Annotated in this window: 16 protein-coding genes; 14 read left to right on the forward strand and 2 right to left on the reverse strand. The window is 60.9% G+C overall.

Annotation, left to right across the window (positions count from 1 at the left end; translation table 11 throughout):
* Window positions 1-16: 16 nt before the first annotated feature.
* The 11 genes from I3J13_RS12105 (at window position 17) to I3J13_RS12155 (ending at window position 13,055) form a co-directional block, all read left to right on the forward strand.
* Complete coding sequence (locus tag I3J13_RS12105; protein WP_003522494.1) at window positions 17-802, forward strand: ABC transporter ATP-binding protein; 786 nt, start codon at window positions 17-19, stop codon at window positions 800-802.
* A gap of 1 nt (window position 803) precedes the next feature.
* Window positions 804-1,505 (forward strand): ABC transporter ATP-binding protein, encoded by a 702-nt coding sequence (locus I3J13_RS12110; protein ID WP_065657340.1) that lies wholly within the window; start codon window positions 804-806, stop codon window positions 1,503-1,505.
* A gap of 2 nt (window positions 1,506-1,507) precedes the next feature.
* Window positions 1,508-2,395 (forward strand): branched-chain amino acid ABC transporter permease, encoded by an 888-nt coding sequence (locus I3J13_RS12115; protein WP_003522496.1) that lies wholly within the window; start codon window positions 1,508-1,510, stop codon window positions 2,393-2,395.
* 1 nt (window position 2,396) lies between these two features.
* Entirely contained in the window at window positions 2,397-3,404 is a 1,008-nt protein-coding gene (locus I3J13_RS12120; protein ID WP_080839024.1) for a branched-chain amino acid ABC transporter permease, read from the forward strand.
* A gap of 74 nt (window positions 3,405-3,478) precedes the next feature.
* Window positions 3,479-5,074: a GMC family oxidoreductase gene (locus tag I3J13_RS12125; protein ID WP_035223586.1), complete on the forward strand. Its 1,596-nt coding sequence runs from the start codon at window positions 3,479-3,481 to the stop codon at window positions 5,072-5,074.
* Window positions 5,075-5,087: 13 nt separating this feature from the next.
* Window positions 5,088-5,972, forward strand: a complete 885-nt coding sequence (gene mmsB / locus I3J13_RS12130; protein WP_196378941.1) for a 3-hydroxyisobutyrate dehydrogenase — start codon at window positions 5,088-5,090, stop codon at window positions 5,970-5,972.
* Entirely contained in the window at window positions 5,969-7,921 is a 1,953-nt protein-coding gene (locus tag I3J13_RS12135) for an acetoacetate--CoA ligase (RefSeq protein ID WP_196378942.1), read from the forward strand. The genes mmsB and I3J13_RS12135 overlap by 4 nt, the downstream gene beginning before the upstream one ends.
* A gap of 4 nt (window positions 7,922-7,925) precedes the next feature.
* Complete coding sequence (locus I3J13_RS12140; protein WP_196378943.1) at window positions 7,926-8,711, forward strand: 3-hydroxybutyrate dehydrogenase; 786 nt, start codon at window positions 7,926-7,928, stop codon at window positions 8,709-8,711.
* Window positions 8,712-8,829: 118 nt separating this feature from the next.
* Entirely contained in the window at window positions 8,830-9,873 is a 1,044-nt protein-coding gene (locus I3J13_RS12145) for a helix-turn-helix domain-containing protein (RefSeq protein ID WP_196378944.1), read from the forward strand.
* A gap of 490 nt (window positions 9,874-10,363) precedes the next feature.
* A complete protein-coding gene (locus tag I3J13_RS12150) occupies window positions 10,364-10,615 on the forward strand; it encodes a hypothetical protein (RefSeq protein WP_174058463.1) in 252 nt (83 codons plus the stop codon).
* Between the two features lie 103 nt (window positions 10,616-10,718).
* Window positions 10,719-13,055: a glucose/quinate/shikimate family membrane-bound PQQ-dependent dehydrogenase gene (locus tag I3J13_RS12155; RefSeq protein ID WP_196378945.1), complete on the forward strand. Its 2,337-nt coding sequence runs from the start codon at window positions 10,719-10,721 to the stop codon at window positions 13,053-13,055.
* 76 nt (window positions 13,056-13,131) lie between these two features.
* On the opposite strand, the gene I3J13_RS12160 is transcribed toward I3J13_RS12155, so the two are convergent.
* Window positions 13,132-13,632, reverse strand: coding sequence for a YciE/YciF ferroxidase family protein (locus I3J13_RS12160; protein WP_196378946.1), 501 nt, complete (start codon window positions 13,630-13,632; stop codon window positions 13,132-13,134).
* A gap of 188 nt (window positions 13,633-13,820) precedes the next feature.
* On the opposite strand from I3J13_RS12160, the gene I3J13_RS12165 reads away from it, so the two are divergent.
* The 3 genes from I3J13_RS12165 to I3J13_RS12175 are packed head-to-tail and all read left to right on the forward strand — an operon-like array spanning window position 13,821 to window position 17,582.
* A complete protein-coding gene (locus I3J13_RS12165) occupies window positions 13,821-14,651 on the forward strand; it encodes an N-formylglutamate amidohydrolase (RefSeq protein ID WP_196378947.1) in 831 nt (276 codons plus the stop codon).
* Window positions 14,648-16,525 (forward strand): flavohemoglobin expression-modulating QEGLA motif protein, encoded by a 1,878-nt coding sequence (locus I3J13_RS12170; protein WP_196378948.1) that lies wholly within the window; start codon window positions 14,648-14,650, stop codon window positions 16,523-16,525. The genes I3J13_RS12165 and I3J13_RS12170 overlap by 4 nt, the downstream gene beginning before the upstream one ends.
* Before the next feature lie 10 nt (window positions 16,526-16,535).
* Window positions 16,536-17,582, forward strand: coding sequence for a glutathione synthase (locus tag I3J13_RS12175; RefSeq protein WP_196378949.1), 1,047 nt, complete (start codon window positions 16,536-16,538; stop codon window positions 17,580-17,582).
* Between the two features lie 2 nt (window positions 17,583-17,584).
* Here I3J13_RS12175 and I3J13_RS12180 read toward each other — a convergent pair whose 3' ends face one another.
* On the reverse strand, window positions 17,585-18,607 hold the full coding sequence (locus tag I3J13_RS12180; protein WP_196378950.1) for an NAD-dependent epimerase: 1,023 nt from the start codon (window positions 18,605-18,607) through the stop codon (window positions 17,585-17,587).
* Window positions 18,608-18,613 lie beyond the last annotated feature (6 nt).

Below are 18,613 nucleotides of genomic sequence, written 5' to 3' on the forward strand. Positions count from 1 at the left end.
AAAAGGGGAAAGCTTGATGACGATCGCTCCCGCCCTTGCCGGGCAGGCCGAACCTCGCGTCGTTCTTTCGGCGCGCGGTCTCTCCAAGACCTTCGGCGCATTCGCGGCCGTGAAAAACGTCGATCTCGACGTCCACCATGCCCGAGTGCATGCGCTTATCGGTCCGAACGGTGCCGGCAAAACCACGGTCTTCAACCTGTTGACCAAGTTTCTCCAGCCGACAGGCGGGGCGATCACCTTCATGGGAACGGACATAACAAGGACGCCACCGGACAAGGTGGCGCGTCTCGGCCTCGTCAGGTCTTTCCAGATATCGGCGGTGTTTCCGCATCTGACGGTTCTGGAAAACGTGCGGGTGGCGTTGCAGCGGCCGAACAGCCTTGCAACGCAGTTCTGGCTGCCGCTCTCCTCGCTCGACAGGCTGAACGCCCGCGCCGAGGAGCTGATCGCCATGGTCGGCCTGACACGGGAAAAACATGCGCTTGCGGCCGATCTTTCCTACGGCCGCAAGCGTGTGCTTGAAATCGCCACCACGCTGGCGCTCGATCCGAAGGTTCTGCTGCTCGATGAACCGATGGCCGGCATGGGCGGCGAGGATGTCGCCCACGTCGCCGAACTCATCCGCGAGGTGGCAAAGACACGCGCTGTGCTGATGGTCGAACATAATCTGAAAGTCGTGGCCGATATCTGCCACCACGTCACGGTCTTGCAACGCGGTGAAATTCTGGCGGAGGGCGATTATGCCGCCGTTGCCGCCGATCCGCGTGTGCGCACGGCCTATATGGGCACGGAGGAGGCTTGATATGGCGGCAATGCTCGAAGTCTCCAACCTGAAATCCTGGTATGGCGAAAGCCAGGCCCTGCACGGCGTCGATCTGACCGTCGGCGAAGGTGAAACCATCACCATTCTCGGCCGCAACGGTGTGGGCAAGACCACGACGCTGCGCACCATCATGGGCATCATCCGCAATCGCAAGGGCGTCATCAAGCTGGGCGGCAAGGATCTGATGCCGGTGCCGCTGCATCGCACGGCGAAATACGGCCTCGGTTTCGTGCCGGAAGAGCGCGGCATCTTCGCGACGCTGAGCGTCGAGGAGAACCTGAAGCTGCCGCCCGTCGTCGCATCCGGCGGCATGACGCTCGATGAGATATACGAGTTGTTTCCCAATCTCTACGAACGCCGCACCAGCCCCGGCACCAAGCTATCCGGTGGCGAGCAGCAGATGCTCGCCATGGCGCGCATCCTGCGCACCGGGGTGAAGGTGCTGCTGCTTGACGAACCGACCGAAGGGCTTGCCCCGGTCATCGTCCAGCGCATCGGCGAGGTGCTGCAAAAGCTGAAGAGCCGCGGCATGACCGTTGTTCTGGTCGAACAGAATTTCCGTTTCGCCAGCCGTATCGCCGACCGTTTTTACCTGATGGATCACGGTCAGATGGTCAGCAATTTTCCGGTCAGCGAGCTTTCCGGCCGCATGGGCGAGCTCAACAAGGTGCTGGGGGTTTAACGATGACGATGATCTTCGGCGTTCCAATTCAGGCACTCCTCGGGCAATTGCTGGTGGGCCTTATCAACGGGTCGTTTTATGCGCTGCTGTCGCTTGGCCTTGCCGTCATTTTCGGCCTGCTGCGCGTCATCAATTTTGCCCATGGCGCGCAATATATGCTCGGCGCTTTCGTCGCCTTCCTCGGCCTGCAATATTTCGGCATCAATTTCTGGGTGGCGCTCATCGTCACACCTTTCGTCGTGGCGCTGTTCGGTGCGATCGTCGAACGTTTCCTGCTGTCGCGGCTTTACGATCTCGATCCGCTTTACGGGCTGCTATTCACCTTCGGTCTGGCTCTGGTGGTGGAAGGCACGTTCCGTTGGCTTTATGGCGCGGCGGGCCAACCCTATTCGGTGCCGCGCGAGCTTGCCGGCGGCACCAATCTCGGCTTCATGTTCCTGCCGAATTACCGCGCTTTTGTTGTCGTCATTTCGCTCATCGTCTGCATCGCCACCTGGGCGTTGATCGAAAAGACGCGGCTTGGCTCCTATCTGCGCGCTGCGACGGAAAACCCGACGCTGGTGCAGGCTTTCGGCATCAATGTGCCCGTTCTCCTGACGTTGACCTACGCGCTGGGTGCCGGCCTTGCCGGGTTCACCGGGGTTCTCGCCGCGCCGATCTATCAGGTGTCGCCGCTGATGGGCACGAACCTCATCATCGTCGTCTTCGCGGTGGTTGTGGTTGGCGGCATGGGGTCGATCATGGGCGCCATCGTCACCGGTTACATGCTGGGTGTCGCCGAAGGCTTGACCAAGGTGTTCTACCCGGAAGCCTCCAACATCGTCATCTTCGTCATCATGGCCTTTGTGCTGCTCATCCGCCCCGCCGGACTTTTCGGAAAGGACGCCTGATATGTCCAAAGCCACCCATAGCCCCACCGCCGGAGCAATGCCGCAGACGGAGGTTTCGACGACTGCCGGCACCATCAAAACCGTGCTTATTCTTGCAGGGCTTGCCGTGCTCATCGCCGCGCCGATGTTCGTTTATCCGATTTTTCTGATGAAGTTGCTGTGCTTTGCGCTGTTTGCCTGCGCCTTCAACCTCCTGATCGGTTACACCGGCCTTCTGTCCTTCGGCCATGCGGCGTTTTTCGGCGGTGCAGCCTATTTCACCGCCTATTCGGTGAAGGAATGGGGCGTGACGCCCGAGATCGGCCTTGTCATCGGTATGGCGGGGGCGGCGCTGCTCGGTCTCGTCATCGGCTTCTTCGCCATTCGCCGCCAAGGCATCTATTTCGCCATGATCACGCTGGCGCTGTCGCAGATGTTTTATTTCTTCTGCCTTCAGGCGCCCTTCACCCATGGTGAGGATGGCTTGCAGGGCGTGCCGCGCGGCCACCTTTTCGGCCTTCTCGATCTCAACGCACCACTCAATATCTATTACACGGTGCTGGCCGCCTTTGTGCTGGCGCTTCTTGTCATCTGGCGTTTCGTCAATTCGCCCTTCGGCATGATCCTGAAATCCATCCGCGAAAACGAACAGCGCGCTATTTCGCTGGGTTACAGCGTGCAGCGCTACAAGCTCGGTGCTTTCGTGATGTCGGCGACGCTGGCCGGTCTCGCGGGCGGTCTGAAGGCGCTGGTCTTCCAGTTCGCGACGCTGACGGATGTGACCTGGCAGATGTCCGGCGAAGTGATCCTGATGACGCTACTCGGCGGCATCGGCACCATGATTGGCCCGATTTTTGGCGCGGGTCTCGTCGTCACCCTGCAGAACTATCTCGCGACATCGGATTTCCCGGTCACCATCATCACCGGCCTCGTTTTCATGGCCTGCGTTCTGGTGTTCCGGCGCGGTCTGATCGGCGAATTTTACGCGTCGCGGCTTGGGAGAAAACTCGGCTTCCAGCACCGCGGCTAAACATTTTTGAAAACACAGACAAGGCCTCCTCCGCGCCCGGGACGGTGCGGCAAGGGTGGCGCATGGAGAAGAGCATGGGCGAATATGACTATATCGTCATCGGAGCGGGGAGTGCCGGATGCGTTCTCGCCAACCGCCTTTCGAAAGATCCGAACAACCGCGTGCTGCTTCTGGAAGCGGGCGGCAACGACAATTACCACTGGATCCACATTCCGGTCGGTTATCTCTATTGCATCAACAATCCGCGCACCGACTGGTGTTTCAAGACAGCGGAAGAGCCGGGGCTGAACGGCCGCTCGCTGATCTATCCGCGCGGCAAGGTGCTTGGCGGCTGCTCCTCCATCAACGGCATGATCTATATGCGCGGCCAGGCGCGCGATTACGATATGTGGCGGCAGCTCGGCTGCGAGGGCTGGGGGTGGAACGATATCTTGCCTTATTTCCTGAAGTCGGAAGACTTTTATCGCGGCAAAAACGAGATGCATTCCGCCGGCGGCGAATGGCGGGTGGAAAAGGCGCGGGTGCGCTGGGATGTGCTGGATGCTTTCCAGAAGGCGGCGGGCGAGGCGGGTATTCCCGCGACCGATGATTTCAACCGGGGCGACAATGAAGGTGCCGGTTATTTCGATGTGAACCAACGGGCGGGCTGGCGCTGGAACACGGCGAAAGCCTTCCTGAAACCGGCGCTTGGCCGCAAGAACCTGACGGTTCTGACCAAGGCCCATGTCAAGCGCCTCATCATCGAGGAAGGCCGCGTTACGGGTGTCGAATTCCACCATGACGGCGTCTTGAAAACGATGCGGGCACGGCGCGAGACGGTGCTGTCCGCCGGTGCCATCGGCTCGCCGCATATTCTGGAGCTTTCCGGCGTCGGCCGTGGCGATGTGTTGCAGGCGGCCGGTATCGACACGGTGGCGGAGGTTCAGGGCGTGGGCGAGAACTTGCAGGACCATCTGCAACTGCGCATGGTCTACAAGGTCTCCGGCGTCCTGACGCTGAATGAAAGGGCCTCCACCCTGTTCGGCAAGGCGAGGATCGGCCTCGAATATGCGCTGACGCGCTCCGGGCCGATGTCGATGGCGCCGAGCCAGCTTGGTGTCTTCACCCGTTCCTCGCCTGAAAAGGAAACCGCCGATCTGGAATATCATGTACAGCCGGTTTCGCTCGACAAGTTCGGCGATCCGGTTCACACTTTTCCGGCCATTACCGCAAGTGTCTGCAATTTGCGACCGGAAAGCCGGGGCTCAGTGCATGTGAAAGGACCGGATTTCGCCATGCAGCCGGAAATCCGCCCGAACTATCTTTCCACCGAAGGCGACCGCCAGGTGGCCATCGACGCCATGCGCCTGACGCGCCGCATCGTCGCCCAACCGGCCTTCGCGCGCTTCAAGCCGCAGGAATACAAGCCGGGTCCCTCCTTCGAAAACGACAATGATCTTGCCAAGGCGGCGGGCGATATCGGCACCACCATCTTCCACCCCGTCGGCACGCTGCGCATGGGGTCGGATATGGAAAGCGTGGTCGATGCGCGGCTGAAATTCCGCAGGCTCGCCGGGCTGCGCGTCGCCGACGCATCGGTGATGCCGCGCATCACATCCGGAAATACCAATTCCCCGACGATCATGATTGCCGAAAAGGCTGCCGACATGATCCTTGCGGATAATCGCTGAAAGGAGCGCTCCGATGAAGACCGTCGCTTTTATCGGGCTGGGACATATGGGCCTGCCCATGGCCGCCAATCTCGTCAAGGCCGGATATGCCGTCAGGGGTCACGATCTTTCCGACGCCTGCCGCGCGGCGGCGAGAGAGGCGGGCGTTCCCGTTGCCTCGGATTCCGCCGAGGCCATCGAAGCCGCTGACGTCATCATCACCATGCTGCCGAAGGGCGAACACGTCGTGTCGGTCTATGGCGATCTGGTTCGGAAAATCCCGGCCGGAACGCTTCTCATCGATTGCTCGACGGTGGACATGGAAAGCGCGCTTAAGGCGCACGAGCTGGCCGCTTCCGCCGGTTGCCCCTCGGTCGATGCGCCCGTTTCCGGCGGAACGGGCGGGGCTGCGGCAGGCACCCTGACCTTCATGTGCGGCGGCGAGGCTGCGGCCTTCTCTGCGGCAAAGCCGGTGCTGGAGGCGATGGGCAAGAAGATCGTGCATTGCGGCAAGGGCGGCAACGGCCAGGCGGCCAAGATCTGCAACAACATGATCCTCGGCATTTCCATGATCGCCGTTTCGGAAGCTTTTGTTCTGGGCGAAAAACTCGGCCTCTCGCATCAGGCGCTGTTCGATGTCGCTTCCACCTCTTCCGGGCAATGCTGGTCGCTCACCACCTATTGCCCGGTGCCGGGTCCGGTGCCGACATCGCCCGCCAACAAGGATTATCGGCCCGGATTTGCGGCGGCCCTGATGCTGAAGGATTTGAAGCTTTCGCAGGAGGCCGCGAATGGAGTCAGCGCCTCCACCCCGCTCGGTGCGGCAGCGGCGGCGCTTTATGAAAACTTCGTCGGCGAAGGAAGCGGCGGGCGCGATTTTTCCGCCATCGTCGAAATGCTGCGCGGGAGCGAAGCATGACGGACGCGCCATCCGACATCTTATGGGGGCCGCCGGAGAAGAGGCTGGAGCGCTCAGCGCTTTTCGCCTTCGCGACGAAAACGGCAAAGCTGCACGGGCAGGCCGCCGATGACTATGCCGGCCTGCTGCGCTGGTCCATCGACGCGCCGGATGAATTTTACGATGCGCTGTGGGACGAACTCGGCATTATCGGCACGCGCGGCGATACGGCATTCAAGCCCGGCAAGACCATACGGGAGGCCGAGTTTTATCCGGGCGCAAGACTTAATTATGCCGAAAACCTGCTGCGCGATGCCGACGGGCGGCTGGCCATCATCGCTCATCGCGACGACGGCACAAGGCGCGAGATTACCCGCAGAGAGCTTTACGACGAAGTGTCCCGCATGGTGCAGGCGCTTGGCCATGCCGGTGTGAAGGAAGGCGACCGCGTCAGCGCCATCGTGACCCATGATATCGAGGCGATTGTCAGCTATCTGGCCGCGAGCGCCATCGGGGCGATCTGGTCGTCCTGCTCGCCGGATTTCGGGCCGGCGGGAGCCTCCGACCGCCTGTCGCAGATCGGCCCGAAAATCCTCGTCGCCGTGCCGGAATATGCTTATGCCGGCAAACGCATCGATGTCGGCCCGACCATTCGGGCGGTGGTGGAAAGTGCGGCTCCTGAAAGGATTGTGCTGATCGGCGACGCCGTGCCCGAAAACCTTGCCGATCTCGGCTGCGTGACGCTTACGGATTTCGTCGCGCCTTATGCGGCGGGCGAGATCGCCTTCAACCGTCTGCCCGTCAAGGCGCCGCTGGCGATCCTTTATTCCTCCGGCACGACCGGCAAGCCGAAATGTATCACCCATTCCGGCGGCGGCTTGCTTCTTCAGCACATGAAGGAACTGAAGCTGCAATGCGATATTCAGGAAGGGGAGCGCTTTTTCTATTTCACCACCTGCGGCTGGATGATGTGGAACTGGCAGGTCTCCGGTCTGGCGCTTGGCGCTACGCTCGTCACCTATGACGGCAATCCCGGTTATCCCAACCCTGCGCGGCTGATCGACCTCATCGACGCCGAACGGATCGCCACTTTCGGCACGTCGGCGAAGTTCATCGACGCCTGCCTGAAGGCCGGGCTGAAGCCGCGCGAAAGCCACGATCTTTCATCGCTGCGGACAATTCTCTCCACCGGCTCGCCGCTCATCCCGCAATCCTTCGATTATATCTATCGCGACTGGAAGGCCGATGTGCACCTCGCCTCCATTTCCGGCGGCACGGATATCTGCGCCTGTTTCCTCGGCGGCAACCCTTTGCAGCCGGTGCATCGCGGCGAATTGCAGGGCGCGATGCTCGGCATGGATATCGACACGCTGGATGATGAGGGCCGTTCCGTTCGTGGCGTTGCCGGCGAACTCGTCTGCCGCAATGCGCATCTGTCCATGCCGGTGAAGTTCTGGGGCGATGAGGATGGCTCGCGCTATCAGGCCGCCTATTTCGACCGGTTCCCCGGCATATGGGCGCATGGCGATTTTGCCGAAATGCGCCCCTCCGGTGGATATGTCATCCATGGACGTTCGGACACGACGCTCAATCCCGGCGGGGTTCGCATCGGGACTGCGGAAATCTACCGGCAGGTGGAAACCGTGCCTGAGGTCGAAGAGGCGATTGCTGTGGGGCAGGATATCGAGGGCGACCAGCGGGTCATCCTCTTCCTGCGCATGAAGGGCGGCGCGGTTTTGACGGAAGAGCTGGAAAAGACGATCCGCAGCCGCATCCGTTCGGGCGCCACACCGCGGCATGTGCCGGCAAGGATCATCGCCGTCAGCGCCATTCCCCGCACCCGTTCCGGCAAAATTTCCGAAATCGCGGTGCGCGACACCATCCATGGCCGGCCGGTGAAGAATGCCGATGCGCTCGCCAATCCCGAAGCGCTCGAACTTTTCCGCAACCTGCCGCAGCTAAAGGACTAGGCCGATGGAGGATCAACCGAAAACCGTGCTCGTCACGGGTTCCACCAGCGGCATCGGGCTTGCCATCGCCAAGCGTTTCGCCGAGGCGGGGTATCTGGTCGCGGTGCATGGCATAGAGACGGCGGAGGAGGCGACGCAGGCGCTGGAGGCGGTCGCGAAGGTGGCGCGGCACAGGCCAGTCTATTTTGCCGCCAACCTCGCCAATTACGATGAAAGCGCCCATCTGCCGGAAACCGTCATCGCCGAATTCGGTCATATCGACGTCCTCGTCAACAATGCCGGCATTCAGAAGGTCGCGCCGATCGACGAGTTCGATTTCGCCGATTTCTCCCGCATCGTCGCCATCTCGCTCGACAGCGCGTTTCACACCATCCATGCGGCCCTGCCGGGCATGAAGGAAAGAGGCTGGGGCCGCATCGTCAACATCGCTTCCGCGCATGGCCTGCGCGCTTCGCCCTTCAAGGGGCCTTATGTCGCGACCAAACATGCGGTGGTGGGGCTGACGAAAAGCGTGGCGCTGGAAGTGGCCGAACTCGGCATCACCTGCAACGCCATCTGCCCCGGTTATGTCTGGACGCCGCTTGTCGCCGCCCAGGTCGCCGATCAGGCGCGCGTGCATGGCATGAGCGAGGAGGAGGTGGTGAAGAAGGTGATGCTTGCGCCGCAGCCGACAAGGCGGTTCGTGCAACCGGAAGAAGTGGCGGAAATGGCGCTTTATCTCGCGGGCGATATGGCCCGCTCCATCACCGGCACCACCATTTCCATCGATGGCGGCTGGACCGCGAAATAATTTTCGCGCACGCGCTTTAAGCGAACCGTCTCATCGGCTTCCGGCATTGTTGAGTGGTTTCAATCCTGTATAGTTTTCGTGGACGGCGGGGTCAGCGCCGTGTTCACGGAAAAGCGTCATGATGAACACAGGGTCTTTTGAAGCGCCGCTGGCGCGCTCGCGCTTCGATACGCGCCAGGTGCCGAAACGCGACGCCATGGGGCTTTGGCGGGATTCGATCAACGTGCTGTTCGATGCCCGTCTGCGTCGCCCGCAGGATGACGGTTTCTTCGCCAGCGTCGATGCGGCTTTCATCGGCAATGTCGCGCTCGGCCGCACTCAGTCCTCTGCGCAGGATTTCGACCGTTCGCGTCACAAGCTTGCCCGCGACGGCATGGACGGTTTTCTCCTGCAATTCTACGCCAGCGGACAGAGCATGTCGCGGCGCGGATCGGGCGAGACCGCAGGCCCCGGCGACCTCTATCTCATCGACATGGCGCAACCGCTGGCGACCGCGACGACAGACCACGATCATCTCAGCCTCGTCGTGCCGCGCCGGCTGCTGGAAGGCAGGCTTGTCGGTTCCGGCAATCATCATGAACGTGTGCTGCCGGCCGGTCTGCCGCTGGTATCGCTGCTGCGTGAAACGATGACGAGCATCTATCGCCATTTCGACGTGATGAACGCCAGTGAAGGCGCAGCGACGGTTTCGCCGCTTCTGGAGCTTGCTGCGGCCGCCATCAACAATCATGTCGGGCACGACAATGCGCAGGGCGTGCAGCGGGCGCTCAGGGCATCCATCCGGCGCTATATCGACAATCACCTGCTCGATCCGGCCCTGTCAGTGGAAAAGGTGATGGGTGAATTTGGCGTGTCGCGACGCACCGTCTACCGGCTGTTTGAGCCGCTGGGCGGGTTTTCGGCCTGCATCACCCATCGGCGTCTCGAACGTGCAATGGATTTCCTGCGGGCACCGCAATCGGCACATATGACGATTGCCGAGGTGGCGGCGTCCTATGGTTTCACCAATCCGGAAAATTTCAGCCGCGTCTTCAAGAAGACCTTCGGCCTTTCGCCGCGTCAGATGCGGCATTTCGCTTCGGAAAACCGCGACCTCACGTCGGATATTGTGAAGCCGGATAGCGCGGAATGGACCCGCTGGATCGTGCAGCTCGGCCGCTGACCACGCTTTTTCGGATGCCCTTCTGACACTTTATGCGGGTTTGTTGGCACAATCCGACCATTCGCTGAGGCTGCTGCGCGATAGGGATGCGCATATCTTCCAGACGTGGCAAACAGGGCAGGTTATTTTTATCAATATATTGCCTGACAATCATGATGCTGAGAATCCTCGCTTTTCTGGACCTGTGTCGCCAATGGCGCCATGCGTTGAAACAACACCTCTCCTTTTCCGGAACCCGATTTCGCAGGCGGCCATCACCCTTGCCGTTGGCGAATTCAGACAGCCCCGCAGACGATCCATCGGAAACGGATGATGGAGCGCGGCGGCCGGTTTCCTGGCTCGGCCTTGGGCAAAGCTTTAGTGCGGTGGATATGGCGGACTGTGACAGGGCGCGTTTGCCGGCCGAGTGAGGCTAACGTCGTTTTTCCGCGTCTGGAACAAAACCCTGACCCCAATGATTAGATCAACAGGGTTACAGGGAGTGAAAGACATGGCCAGAGAAAATGCCAGCTATCTCGACGGTCGGGATGCGCCTAAAAGCGAAACGGCAACGCGTGCGCGGCAGGGATCGCGCGGACGTCCCGTCCTCGTCATTCTGATCGTCAGCGTGCTTCTTGCATTGGTGGTGTGGGCCGTTGTCGAATATTCGGTTTTCGAACCAGACGAGAACCTGCCGCAGAACCCGCAGACTGAGACTGCGCCCACGCCGCAGGATTCGACCGGAGCACCGCAAAACCCGTGACCACCATGGCGTGAAGTTTTTTCGCGCCGATGATAATTTTCATGGAACCAGATCGCGCCCGATTTCATTTCACGCAAAGTGACAGGAATCGGGGGTTTCATTCATGGCAGTCACCGTCACTGCAGTTGTTCTCACGCTGATCGGTCTTGCGCTGTTCGGTTTCGGCTCTCAGCTCGTCATGCTGGGCGGGAGCTTTTATTACGTGCTTTCCGGACTGGCCTTTCTGTTGACGGCCGTTCTGCTGTTCAAGCGCAATCGCGCAGCCCTTCACGTCTATGCCGTCTTCATTGTCGCGACGCTCGCCTGGGCCATCTGGGAAGTCGGCTTCGACTGGTGGCAACTTGGCCCGCGCGGCGGCATCATCATTCTCATCGGCCTCTGGCTTCTGGTTCCCTGGGTCAGAAAGCCGCTCGGTTTTTCGAGCCCGACCGGGCTTAGCTATGGGCCGAATGCCTGGCCGCTTGCCCTTTCCGTCCTCGCCTCCATCGTCGTGGCCGGATATTCCATGGCGCAGGATCCGCACGATACCGCAGGTTCCCTGCCTCAGGAAACGGCCTCCGCCACGCCCGCCTATGGCGGCAATGTGCCTGACGGTGACTGGCATCAATATGGCCGCACGCCCTATGGCCAGCGTTATTCGCCGCTCACCCAGGTCAATGTCGACAATGTCTCGCAGCTCAAGGAAGCCTGGCGTTACCAGACGGGCGATGTGAAGCTGCCCGATGATGTGGGTGAAACCACCTATCAGGTGACGCCGCTGAAGATCGGCAACACGCTTTATATCTGCACGCCGCATAATTGGGCGATTGCCATCGATGCCGCCACCGGCAAGGAAAAGTGGAAATACGACCCGAATGTCGGTCTCAATCCGGACCGCCAGCACCAGACATGCCGCGGCGTTTCCTATTATGCCGAGCCGAATGCCGCTCAAGGCACGGCCTGCGCCGAGCGCGTCTACCTGCCGACTTCGGATGCGCGGCTGATCGCGCTCGACGCCGCCACCGGTCAGGTCTGCACTTCCTTTGCCGATCAGGGTGTGCTGCATCTTGAGCAGGGCATGAAATACAATCCCGCCGGTTATTATTATTCTACCTCGCCGCCCGTCATCGTGGCGGGCAAGATCATCATCGGCGGCGCGGTGAACGACAACTATTCCACGCAGGAACAGTCCGGCGTCATCCGCGCTTTCGATGTGAACAGCGGCGCGCTCGTCTGGAACTGGGATTCCGGCAACCCCGCGAAAACCGAACCGATTGCGGCGGGTGAAACCTACACCACCAATTCGCCCAACAGCTGGTCGGTCTTCAGTTACGATGAAGGCCTCGGCCTCGTTTATATCCCGCTCGGCAATCAGGTGCCGGATCAGCTCGGCATGGGCCGCAGCGAGAATGTGGAGAAATATTCCTCCTCCATCGTTGCGCTGGATATAAACACCGGCAAGGATCGCTGGGTGCGCCAGACGGTTCATCACGATCTCTGGGACATGGACGTGCCGGCCCAGCCGGTGCTGCTCGACATCACCAAGGATGGCCAGACCGTGCCGGCTCTCGTCGGCCCCACCAAGCAGGGCGATATCTACGTTCTCGACCGGCGCACCGGCGAGCCGCTTCTGCCCATCACCGAAGAGCCCGCGCCGGGCGGCGCCATCCCGGAGGACTTCACCTCTCCGACGCAGCCGACGACGGCCCTGTCCTTCAAGCCGGCGCCCTTGCAGGAAAAGGACATGTGGGGCGTCTCCATGTTCGATCAGCTCGCCTGCCGGATCCGCTTCCATCAGCTGAACTACAAGGGCCGCTATACGCCGCCTTCGCTGACCGGCTCGATCATCTATCCCGGCAATTTCGGCACCTTCAACTGGGGCAGCGTGGCGGTCGATCCCGAGCGTCAGGTGATGTTCGGCATGCCGACCTATCTCGCCTTCACCTCGCAGCTGGTGCCGCGCGCCGACATTCCGCCGAAGGGTCAGGACGAAAAGGGTAGCGAACAGGGCCTCAACCGCAATGACGGCGCACCCTATGGCGTGTTCATGGGTCCGTTCCTCGGTCCGTTGCAAATTCCCTGCCAGGCCCCGCCATGGGGTTATGTCGCGGGTGCTGATCTGCGCACCGGCGATATCGCTTACAAGCACAAAAACGGCACGGTTCATGACATGACGCCGCTGCCGCTGCCCTTCAAACTGGGCGTGCCGGGCATTGGCGGGCCGATGATCACCAAGGGCGGCGTCGCCTTCCTCGGTGCTGCCGTCGACAACTACCTGCGCGCCTATGACCTGACGACCGGCAGGCAGCTTTGGGAAGCGCGCCTGCCGGCCGGCGGCCAGGCAACGCCGATGACCTATGCGCTGGATGGCGGCAAGCAATATGTGGTGATGGTTGCGGGTGGTCACGGCTCCGTCGGAACCAAGCCGGGCGACTATGTGATCGCCTATACCCTGCCGTAACTTCCGCAGGTTTCAAGACACTAAAAAAACCGGAATGGTCGCCCATTCCGGTTTTTTGTTTGTGTTTCAGACAGCGTCATGCCGCCTTTTTCTGGGCTGCCGCATTGATCGAAGTCTTGGCGAGCGAAGTCAGCGCGTCATCGGTCTTGGACTCTTCCTTCAGCGTGGCGTCCAGCAGGGAAACGACATTGCGGTGTCCAAGCTTTTCCGCCCAGGCTTTCAACGTGCCGTAGCGGGCGATCTCGTAATGCTCGACCGCCTGCGCCGACGAGATGAGACCGGCATCGAGAGCCGCGGTGCCCTTGAAATCGTCGATGATCTCCTCACCTTCGGCAATGATGCCCTGGATCGCCTCGCAGGTCTTGCCCTGCGCCCGCCTGCCGATGATCTCGAACACTTCCTGCAGGCGTTCGATGTGTCCCTGCGTTTCTTCCTTGTGTTTTTCAAAGGCCTGTTTCAGCTTCGGATCGGTCGCCGCCCGCGCCATTTTCGGCAGGGCTTTCAGGATCTGCCTCTCGGCGTAGTAGATATCCTTCAGCGTATCGTAAAACAGGTCGTCGAGTTTCTTCTCGGCCATTGTTCCTTCTCCCATGTGTGAAAATGCATGACGTGCGCCCATGCGCACGGGAGACAAACCCTTTGCTGCGCCCATGGTTCCGGATCGGTTGCGCGCAACGTTTATATTGTGGCCGGCGCGACCGGCGGGCGGAGAAGGGAACAAACGGGCATGTCCCGCTGTTTTATCCCCGATGCAGGGGAGGCAGCATGGCAGCCAGACAGAGTGACGGCGAATACCACGGTGACAACGAAAACAAGGGTTTCTGGTCGATCGATTTCGGCAATTCACCGGTTATCGGCACGGCCATTCACGACGGTCATCGCATTAGACCGGACGTATCCGGGCTCATCGCCCTTTCCCCGGAACAGCGGCTGCGGGAGGAGGACCCTTTCACCGGTGAGATGGTTGCGGGACTGACGAACCGTCTCGTCGTTCACCATTCGCGTTTCGAAATCGATCTCAACCGTGCGGCCGATCAGGCGATCTATCTGAAGCCGGAACAGTCCTGGGGGCTTGAGGTCTGGAAAGAGGAGCCGGCGCAGGAAGCCATCCGGCAGTCGCTCGATTTTCACGCCGACTATTATGCGATGCTGGAGACCGTGCTCTCTGCAATCGAAAGGCGGCATGGGGCTTTCGTGGTGCTCGATGTGCACAGCTATAATCATCGCCGGCAGGGCGCCGCTGCGCCGCCGACGGCGCAGGCGGAGGCGCCCGATATCAATATCGGCACCTTTTCCATGGATCGCAGCCGCTGGGGCGATATCGTGAGCGCGGTCGGGCATCATTTCGCGTCAGCGACCATCGGCGGACGCCGCCTCGATGTTCGCGAGAACGTGGCGTTTCAGGGCAAGGGGGAGCAGACCCGTTTCATCCACGAAAGGTTCGCCGAAAATGGCTGCGCCATCGCAATCGAGTTCAAGAAATTCTTCATGGACGAGTGGACGGGAAAGCCGGATGCGCGTGTGGTGGCGGATATTCGTCAAGCGATAACAGCACTCCAGCCGGTGCTCGAAGAGTGCCTGAGGTCGCGGCGATGAATCTCTCTCCCGCCCGCAGCGCACCGTCTCCCATCGCCGATCTGGTCGATGATGTCGTGTCCTGCCTGGAGGCCGGCAAAGCCATCCGCCGCGATGTCGGCAAAGACGGTCGTCTGCATATCGACCGGCCGCTGCCGTTCCTCTGCCTGCATTTGACCGGCGGCACGAAAAATCTCGCCGCCCGCGATATCGCCGCCGCCCACGCCTCCTATCTGATCGCGTCGACCATTCAGGAGGCAGCACCGCTGATCGAGGCCGTTGGCACGGTCATGCGGCAGCGCTTTGGCGCTTTCATGGTCCTTGATATCGGTGAGCTGGAGCATGACATCCTGCTGGCCGACGATTCGCCTTTCCTGCCGCATTATGAGGTTTCCGTCTCGGCGACGGCTGAGCCAGAAACGCAGAATGCCCGCCGGGTCTTCATCAAGGCGGTTTGCGATGCCGAAGTGCGTTTTCGCACGCCGCGCATCACCCGGCCGGAACCGGATGCCGATCCGGTTCTGCGGTTCAAAAAAGCGGGCCTTGATTTTCCCTGTATCAGCGTGCGTTTTGCGCCGATCTACCGCCAGCCGGAATCCGGTGCGGATTATCCGGGCCTGCGGGTGACGATGATCGCCGATCTTTTCGATGCCGGTCTCCAGGCTTTTTCATCCTTCGCTTCGGGCAAGGATGCGCTCAAGGTCACCAGCCATCGGGCGCTGGGGCGCAAGGCCTTCGTCGATGCCGTCAGGCGTGCCGACCGGTCCGTCGACGATATTGTTTCATCCTTCGATTTTCTGCTTTCCGTCACGCCCATCAATGCTCGCCGGGCCTTCGAAGAGTTTCGCGATGGCGGCTTTCAGTTCGCGCCGCGCCTGCTTTACCGGCCGCTCGGCGTCGATGTCGAGGAGCAGAAACGCAAGCTTTATTCCGTTGTTTTCGATCATCTGGAAGACCCGGTGCTTTATAATCTCTACCGGGAGAAACAGCAGGAGATCGATCTGCAGCTGACGATGCTCGCCAATCTGCACCATCGCACCTTCACCGATTTTTCACGCGCCCTTTATGGCGCTGTCGAACCGGCCCTCCTTCAGCTGGCGCTGCGGGTGCTTGCGGATTGCCCGCGCGGGGAGGAGACCGGTGAAATCGCCATGGTCGATTGTTACGCGGTCGCCAAGAAGTCGCGGGAGATGGTCGAGACCTATCTTGCGGAAGACCCGGAATTCAAGGCGCGCGTCGAGATCCGCGACGACCTGCCGCCGGGCCTGATGGTGACGGGCGAGAAGCTTCTGATTTCCCGCCACACCGTCATGGAACAGCGCCGTGTCGAGGCGCTGCTGTCGCATGAGATCGGCGTGCATCTTCTCACCTATTTCAACGGCTCGTTTCAGGGCTTGCGCCTCTTCCGCACCGGCCTTTCCGGTTATGAGGGCGTGCAGGAGGGGCTGGCGGTGCTGGCGGAACATCTGGCCGGCGGCATGACGCGCGAGCGCCTGCGGCTGATCGCCGGTCGCGTTATTGGCTGCGCCGCCATGCTGGATGGGGCAAGCTTCGTGGAGACCTTCCGCATCATGACCCGCGATCACGGTTTCGATGAGGCCGGGGCCTTCAACATGGTGCTGCGCATCTATCGCGGCGGCGGTCTTTCCAAGGATGCGATCTATCTGCGCGGGCTGGCGGAGGTGCTGGAGCATCTGCGCAGGGGCGGGGCGCTCGATCCGTTCTGGATGGGCAAGATCGCCGCCGCCCATTTTCCGGTGATGCAGGAGCTGGCCCTGCGCGGCCTCCTTCGTCCGCCGGCTGTCAGGCCCGCATTTCTGCTGCCCGCCCGGGCCAATGAGCGGCTGGAAAAAATACGGGCGGGATTATCCATTGCCGAACTGGCGACATTATAGGAGGGGCTTCATGCGTATCGCATTTTTCGTCAATTCCATCGAAACCGAGGGACCGAACTACGCGACCGGCCTGCTTGCCATGGCGGCGCTCAATCGCGGCCACGAGGTGGTCTATCTGACGCCCGGCGATTTCACGTTGCGCTCGGACGACAGTTTGACCATCCATGCGACCGTGCTGCCGAAGGCGAAATACAAGAAATCGGATGCGTTCCATGCTGCCCTGCAGGACAAGGCGCTGGAACGGCGGACCATGGATGTGGAGGAAATCGATGCGCTGATGCTGCGCAACGACCCCTCTCTCGACCAGACCACACGGCCATGGGCGGTGCATGCCGGCATCCTGTTCGGGCGGCTTGCCGAACAACGGGGCGTCGTGGTTCTGAACGATCCCGAAGGTCTGGCGCTGGCGCAAAACAAGCTCTATTTCCAGAGCTTTCCCGAAATCGTCCGCCCGACCACGATCATTTCGCGCAATGTCGAGGAAATCCGCGCCTTTGCCGACGCGCACCCCAAGGGCGTCATCGTCAAGCCGCTGCAGGGCTCCGGCGGCAAGAATGTCTTCAAGATCGGCTCCAGCAAGGAGACCAATCTCAACCAGATTTTCGAGGCGGTGAGCCTCGAAGGTTATCTGATCGCGCAGGCCTATCTGCCAGCCGCCAAGGACGGCGATATCCGTTTCTTTATGATGAATGGCCGCCCGTTGATGCGTGAAGGCAAATATGCCGCCCTTCGCCGCGTGCCGGCCAAGGGCGACCTGCGCTCCAATATCCATGCCCATGGCACGGCGGAGGCGGCGACGGTGACCGATGAAATCGTGGCGCTCGCCGAAATGGTGCGGCCGAAGCTGGTGGAGGACGGCATGTTCCTCGTCGGGCTCGATATCGTCGGTGACAAGATACTGGAAGTGAACGTGTTTTCGCCGGGCGGGCTTTCCAATATCCGCGATCTCACGGAGATGGATTTCAGCGACACGATCATCGAGGCCGTGGAAACCAAGATCGCCATGCAGAGCGCTTCCGGCGGCACCATCTCCAACCGCCTGCTGGCGACGTTGTGAGGTTATTCCCGTAATTCGGCCGGGTGCATCTCGCGATACCAGGCGACGAGGGCTTTGATGCCCTCCTCGACCGGGGTTTGCGGCACATAGCCGGTCAATGCCTTCAGAAGGTCGGGCGAGGCGAAGGTGCGGGGAACATCGCCCTGCTGCATCGGCAGCATGTTGCGGATCGCGGGTTTCCCGACTGCCTTTTCGACCGTTTCGACGAAATGCATCAGCTCCACCGGCTGGCCGCCGCCGATATTGACCACGCGGAAGGGTGCATGGTGCGAAAGCGTGTCGGTGACGCCTTCGTGTGTAACACGGTTTTCCTCGGAAGGGATGACCGTGCTCAACCGGACGATGCCCTCCACCAGATCGTCTATATAGGTGAAATCGCGGCTCATATTGCCTTGCCCGTAAATATCGATCGGCCGGCCGTTGGAAACGGCGTCGACGAATTTGATCGGCGCCATGTCCGGCCGTCCCCACGGGCCGTAGACTGTGAAGAAACGGAAGGCGGTGGTGGGCAGCTTGTGCAGATGGGCATAGCTATGCGCCATCAGCTCCATCGATTTTTTGGTGGCGGCGTAGAGCGTCATCGGCTCGTCGGCCTTGTCGCTTTCCGCGAAGGGTATTTTTTCGTTGGCGCCATAGATGGAGGAGGTCGATGCCAGCATCAGGTGCTTGACCTGCAAGCTTCTCGCGAGCTCCAGCATGTTGAACGAGCCGATGAGATTGGAATCGATATAGGCGCGCGGATTTTCAAGGCTGTAACGGACGCCCGCCTGTGCGGCGAGGTGGATGATGATCTCCGGTTCTGCGGCCTCTGCCGCGCGCTTCAGCGCATCCGTATCTTCCAGCATGCCGATTTCGGCCCGGAAGCCGTTGGAGCGGGAAAGAATGGCGTGGCGTTTTTCCTTGAGGCTGACATCGTAATATTTCGTCATGCCGTCGAAGCCGGTCACGAAATGGCCGGCGTCCAAGAGCCGCTTCGCAACATAAAAGCCGATGAAGCCAGCCGTGCCGGTAACCAGATAACGCATGATGAT

It is taken from the genome of Agrobacterium leguminum, from assembly GCF_015704895.1.
In the GTDB taxonomy this organism is placed as follows: Bacteria; Pseudomonadota; Alphaproteobacteria; order Rhizobiales; family Rhizobiaceae; genus Agrobacterium; species Agrobacterium leguminum.

Coding starts and splice junctions, on each gene's coding strand:
- I3J13_RS12105 (WP_003522494.1), top strand. CDS start 17: ATGACGATCGCTCCCGCCCTTGCCGGGCAGGCCGAACCTCGCGTCGTT.
- I3J13_RS12110 (WP_065657340.1), top strand. CDS start 804: ATGGCGGCAATGCTCGAAGTCTCCAACCTGAAATCCTGGTATGGCGAA.
- I3J13_RS12115 (WP_003522496.1), top strand. CDS start 1,508: ATGACGATGATCTTCGGCGTTCCAATTCAGGCACTCCTCGGGCAATTG.
- I3J13_RS12120 (WP_080839024.1), top strand. CDS start 2,397: ATGTCCAAAGCCACCCATAGCCCCACCGCCGGAGCAATGCCGCAGACG.
- I3J13_RS12125 (WP_035223586.1), top strand. CDS start 3,479: ATGGGCGAATATGACTATATCGTCATCGGAGCGGGGAGTGCCGGATGC.
- mmsB (WP_196378941.1), top strand. CDS start 5,088: ATGAAGACCGTCGCTTTTATCGGGCTGGGACATATGGGCCTGCCCATG.
- I3J13_RS12135 (WP_196378942.1), top strand. CDS start 5,969: ATGACGGACGCGCCATCCGACATCTTATGGGGGCCGCCGGAGAAGAGG.
- I3J13_RS12140 (WP_196378943.1), top strand. CDS start 7,926: ATGGAGGATCAACCGAAAACCGTGCTCGTCACGGGTTCCACCAGCGGC.
- I3J13_RS12145 (WP_196378944.1), top strand. CDS start 8,830: ATGATGAACACAGGGTCTTTTGAAGCGCCGCTGGCGCGCTCGCGCTTC.
- I3J13_RS12150 (WP_174058463.1), top strand. CDS start 10,364: ATGGCCAGAGAAAATGCCAGCTATCTCGACGGTCGGGATGCGCCTAAA.
- I3J13_RS12155 (WP_196378945.1), top strand. CDS start 10,719: ATGGCAGTCACCGTCACTGCAGTTGTTCTCACGCTGATCGGTCTTGCG.
- I3J13_RS12160 (WP_196378946.1), bottom strand. CDS start 13,632: ATGGCCGAGAAGAAACTCGACGACCTGTTTTACGATACGCTGAAGGAT.
- I3J13_RS12165 (WP_196378947.1), top strand. CDS start 13,821: ATGGCAGCCAGACAGAGTGACGGCGAATACCACGGTGACAACGAAAAC.
- I3J13_RS12170 (WP_196378948.1), top strand. CDS start 14,648: ATGAATCTCTCTCCCGCCCGCAGCGCACCGTCTCCCATCGCCGATCTG.
- I3J13_RS12175 (WP_196378949.1), top strand. CDS start 16,536: ATGCGTATCGCATTTTTCGTCAATTCCATCGAAACCGAGGGACCGAAC.
- I3J13_RS12180 (WP_196378950.1), bottom strand. CDS start 18,607: ATGCGTTATCTGGTTACCGGCACGGCTGGCTTCATCGGCTTTTATGTT.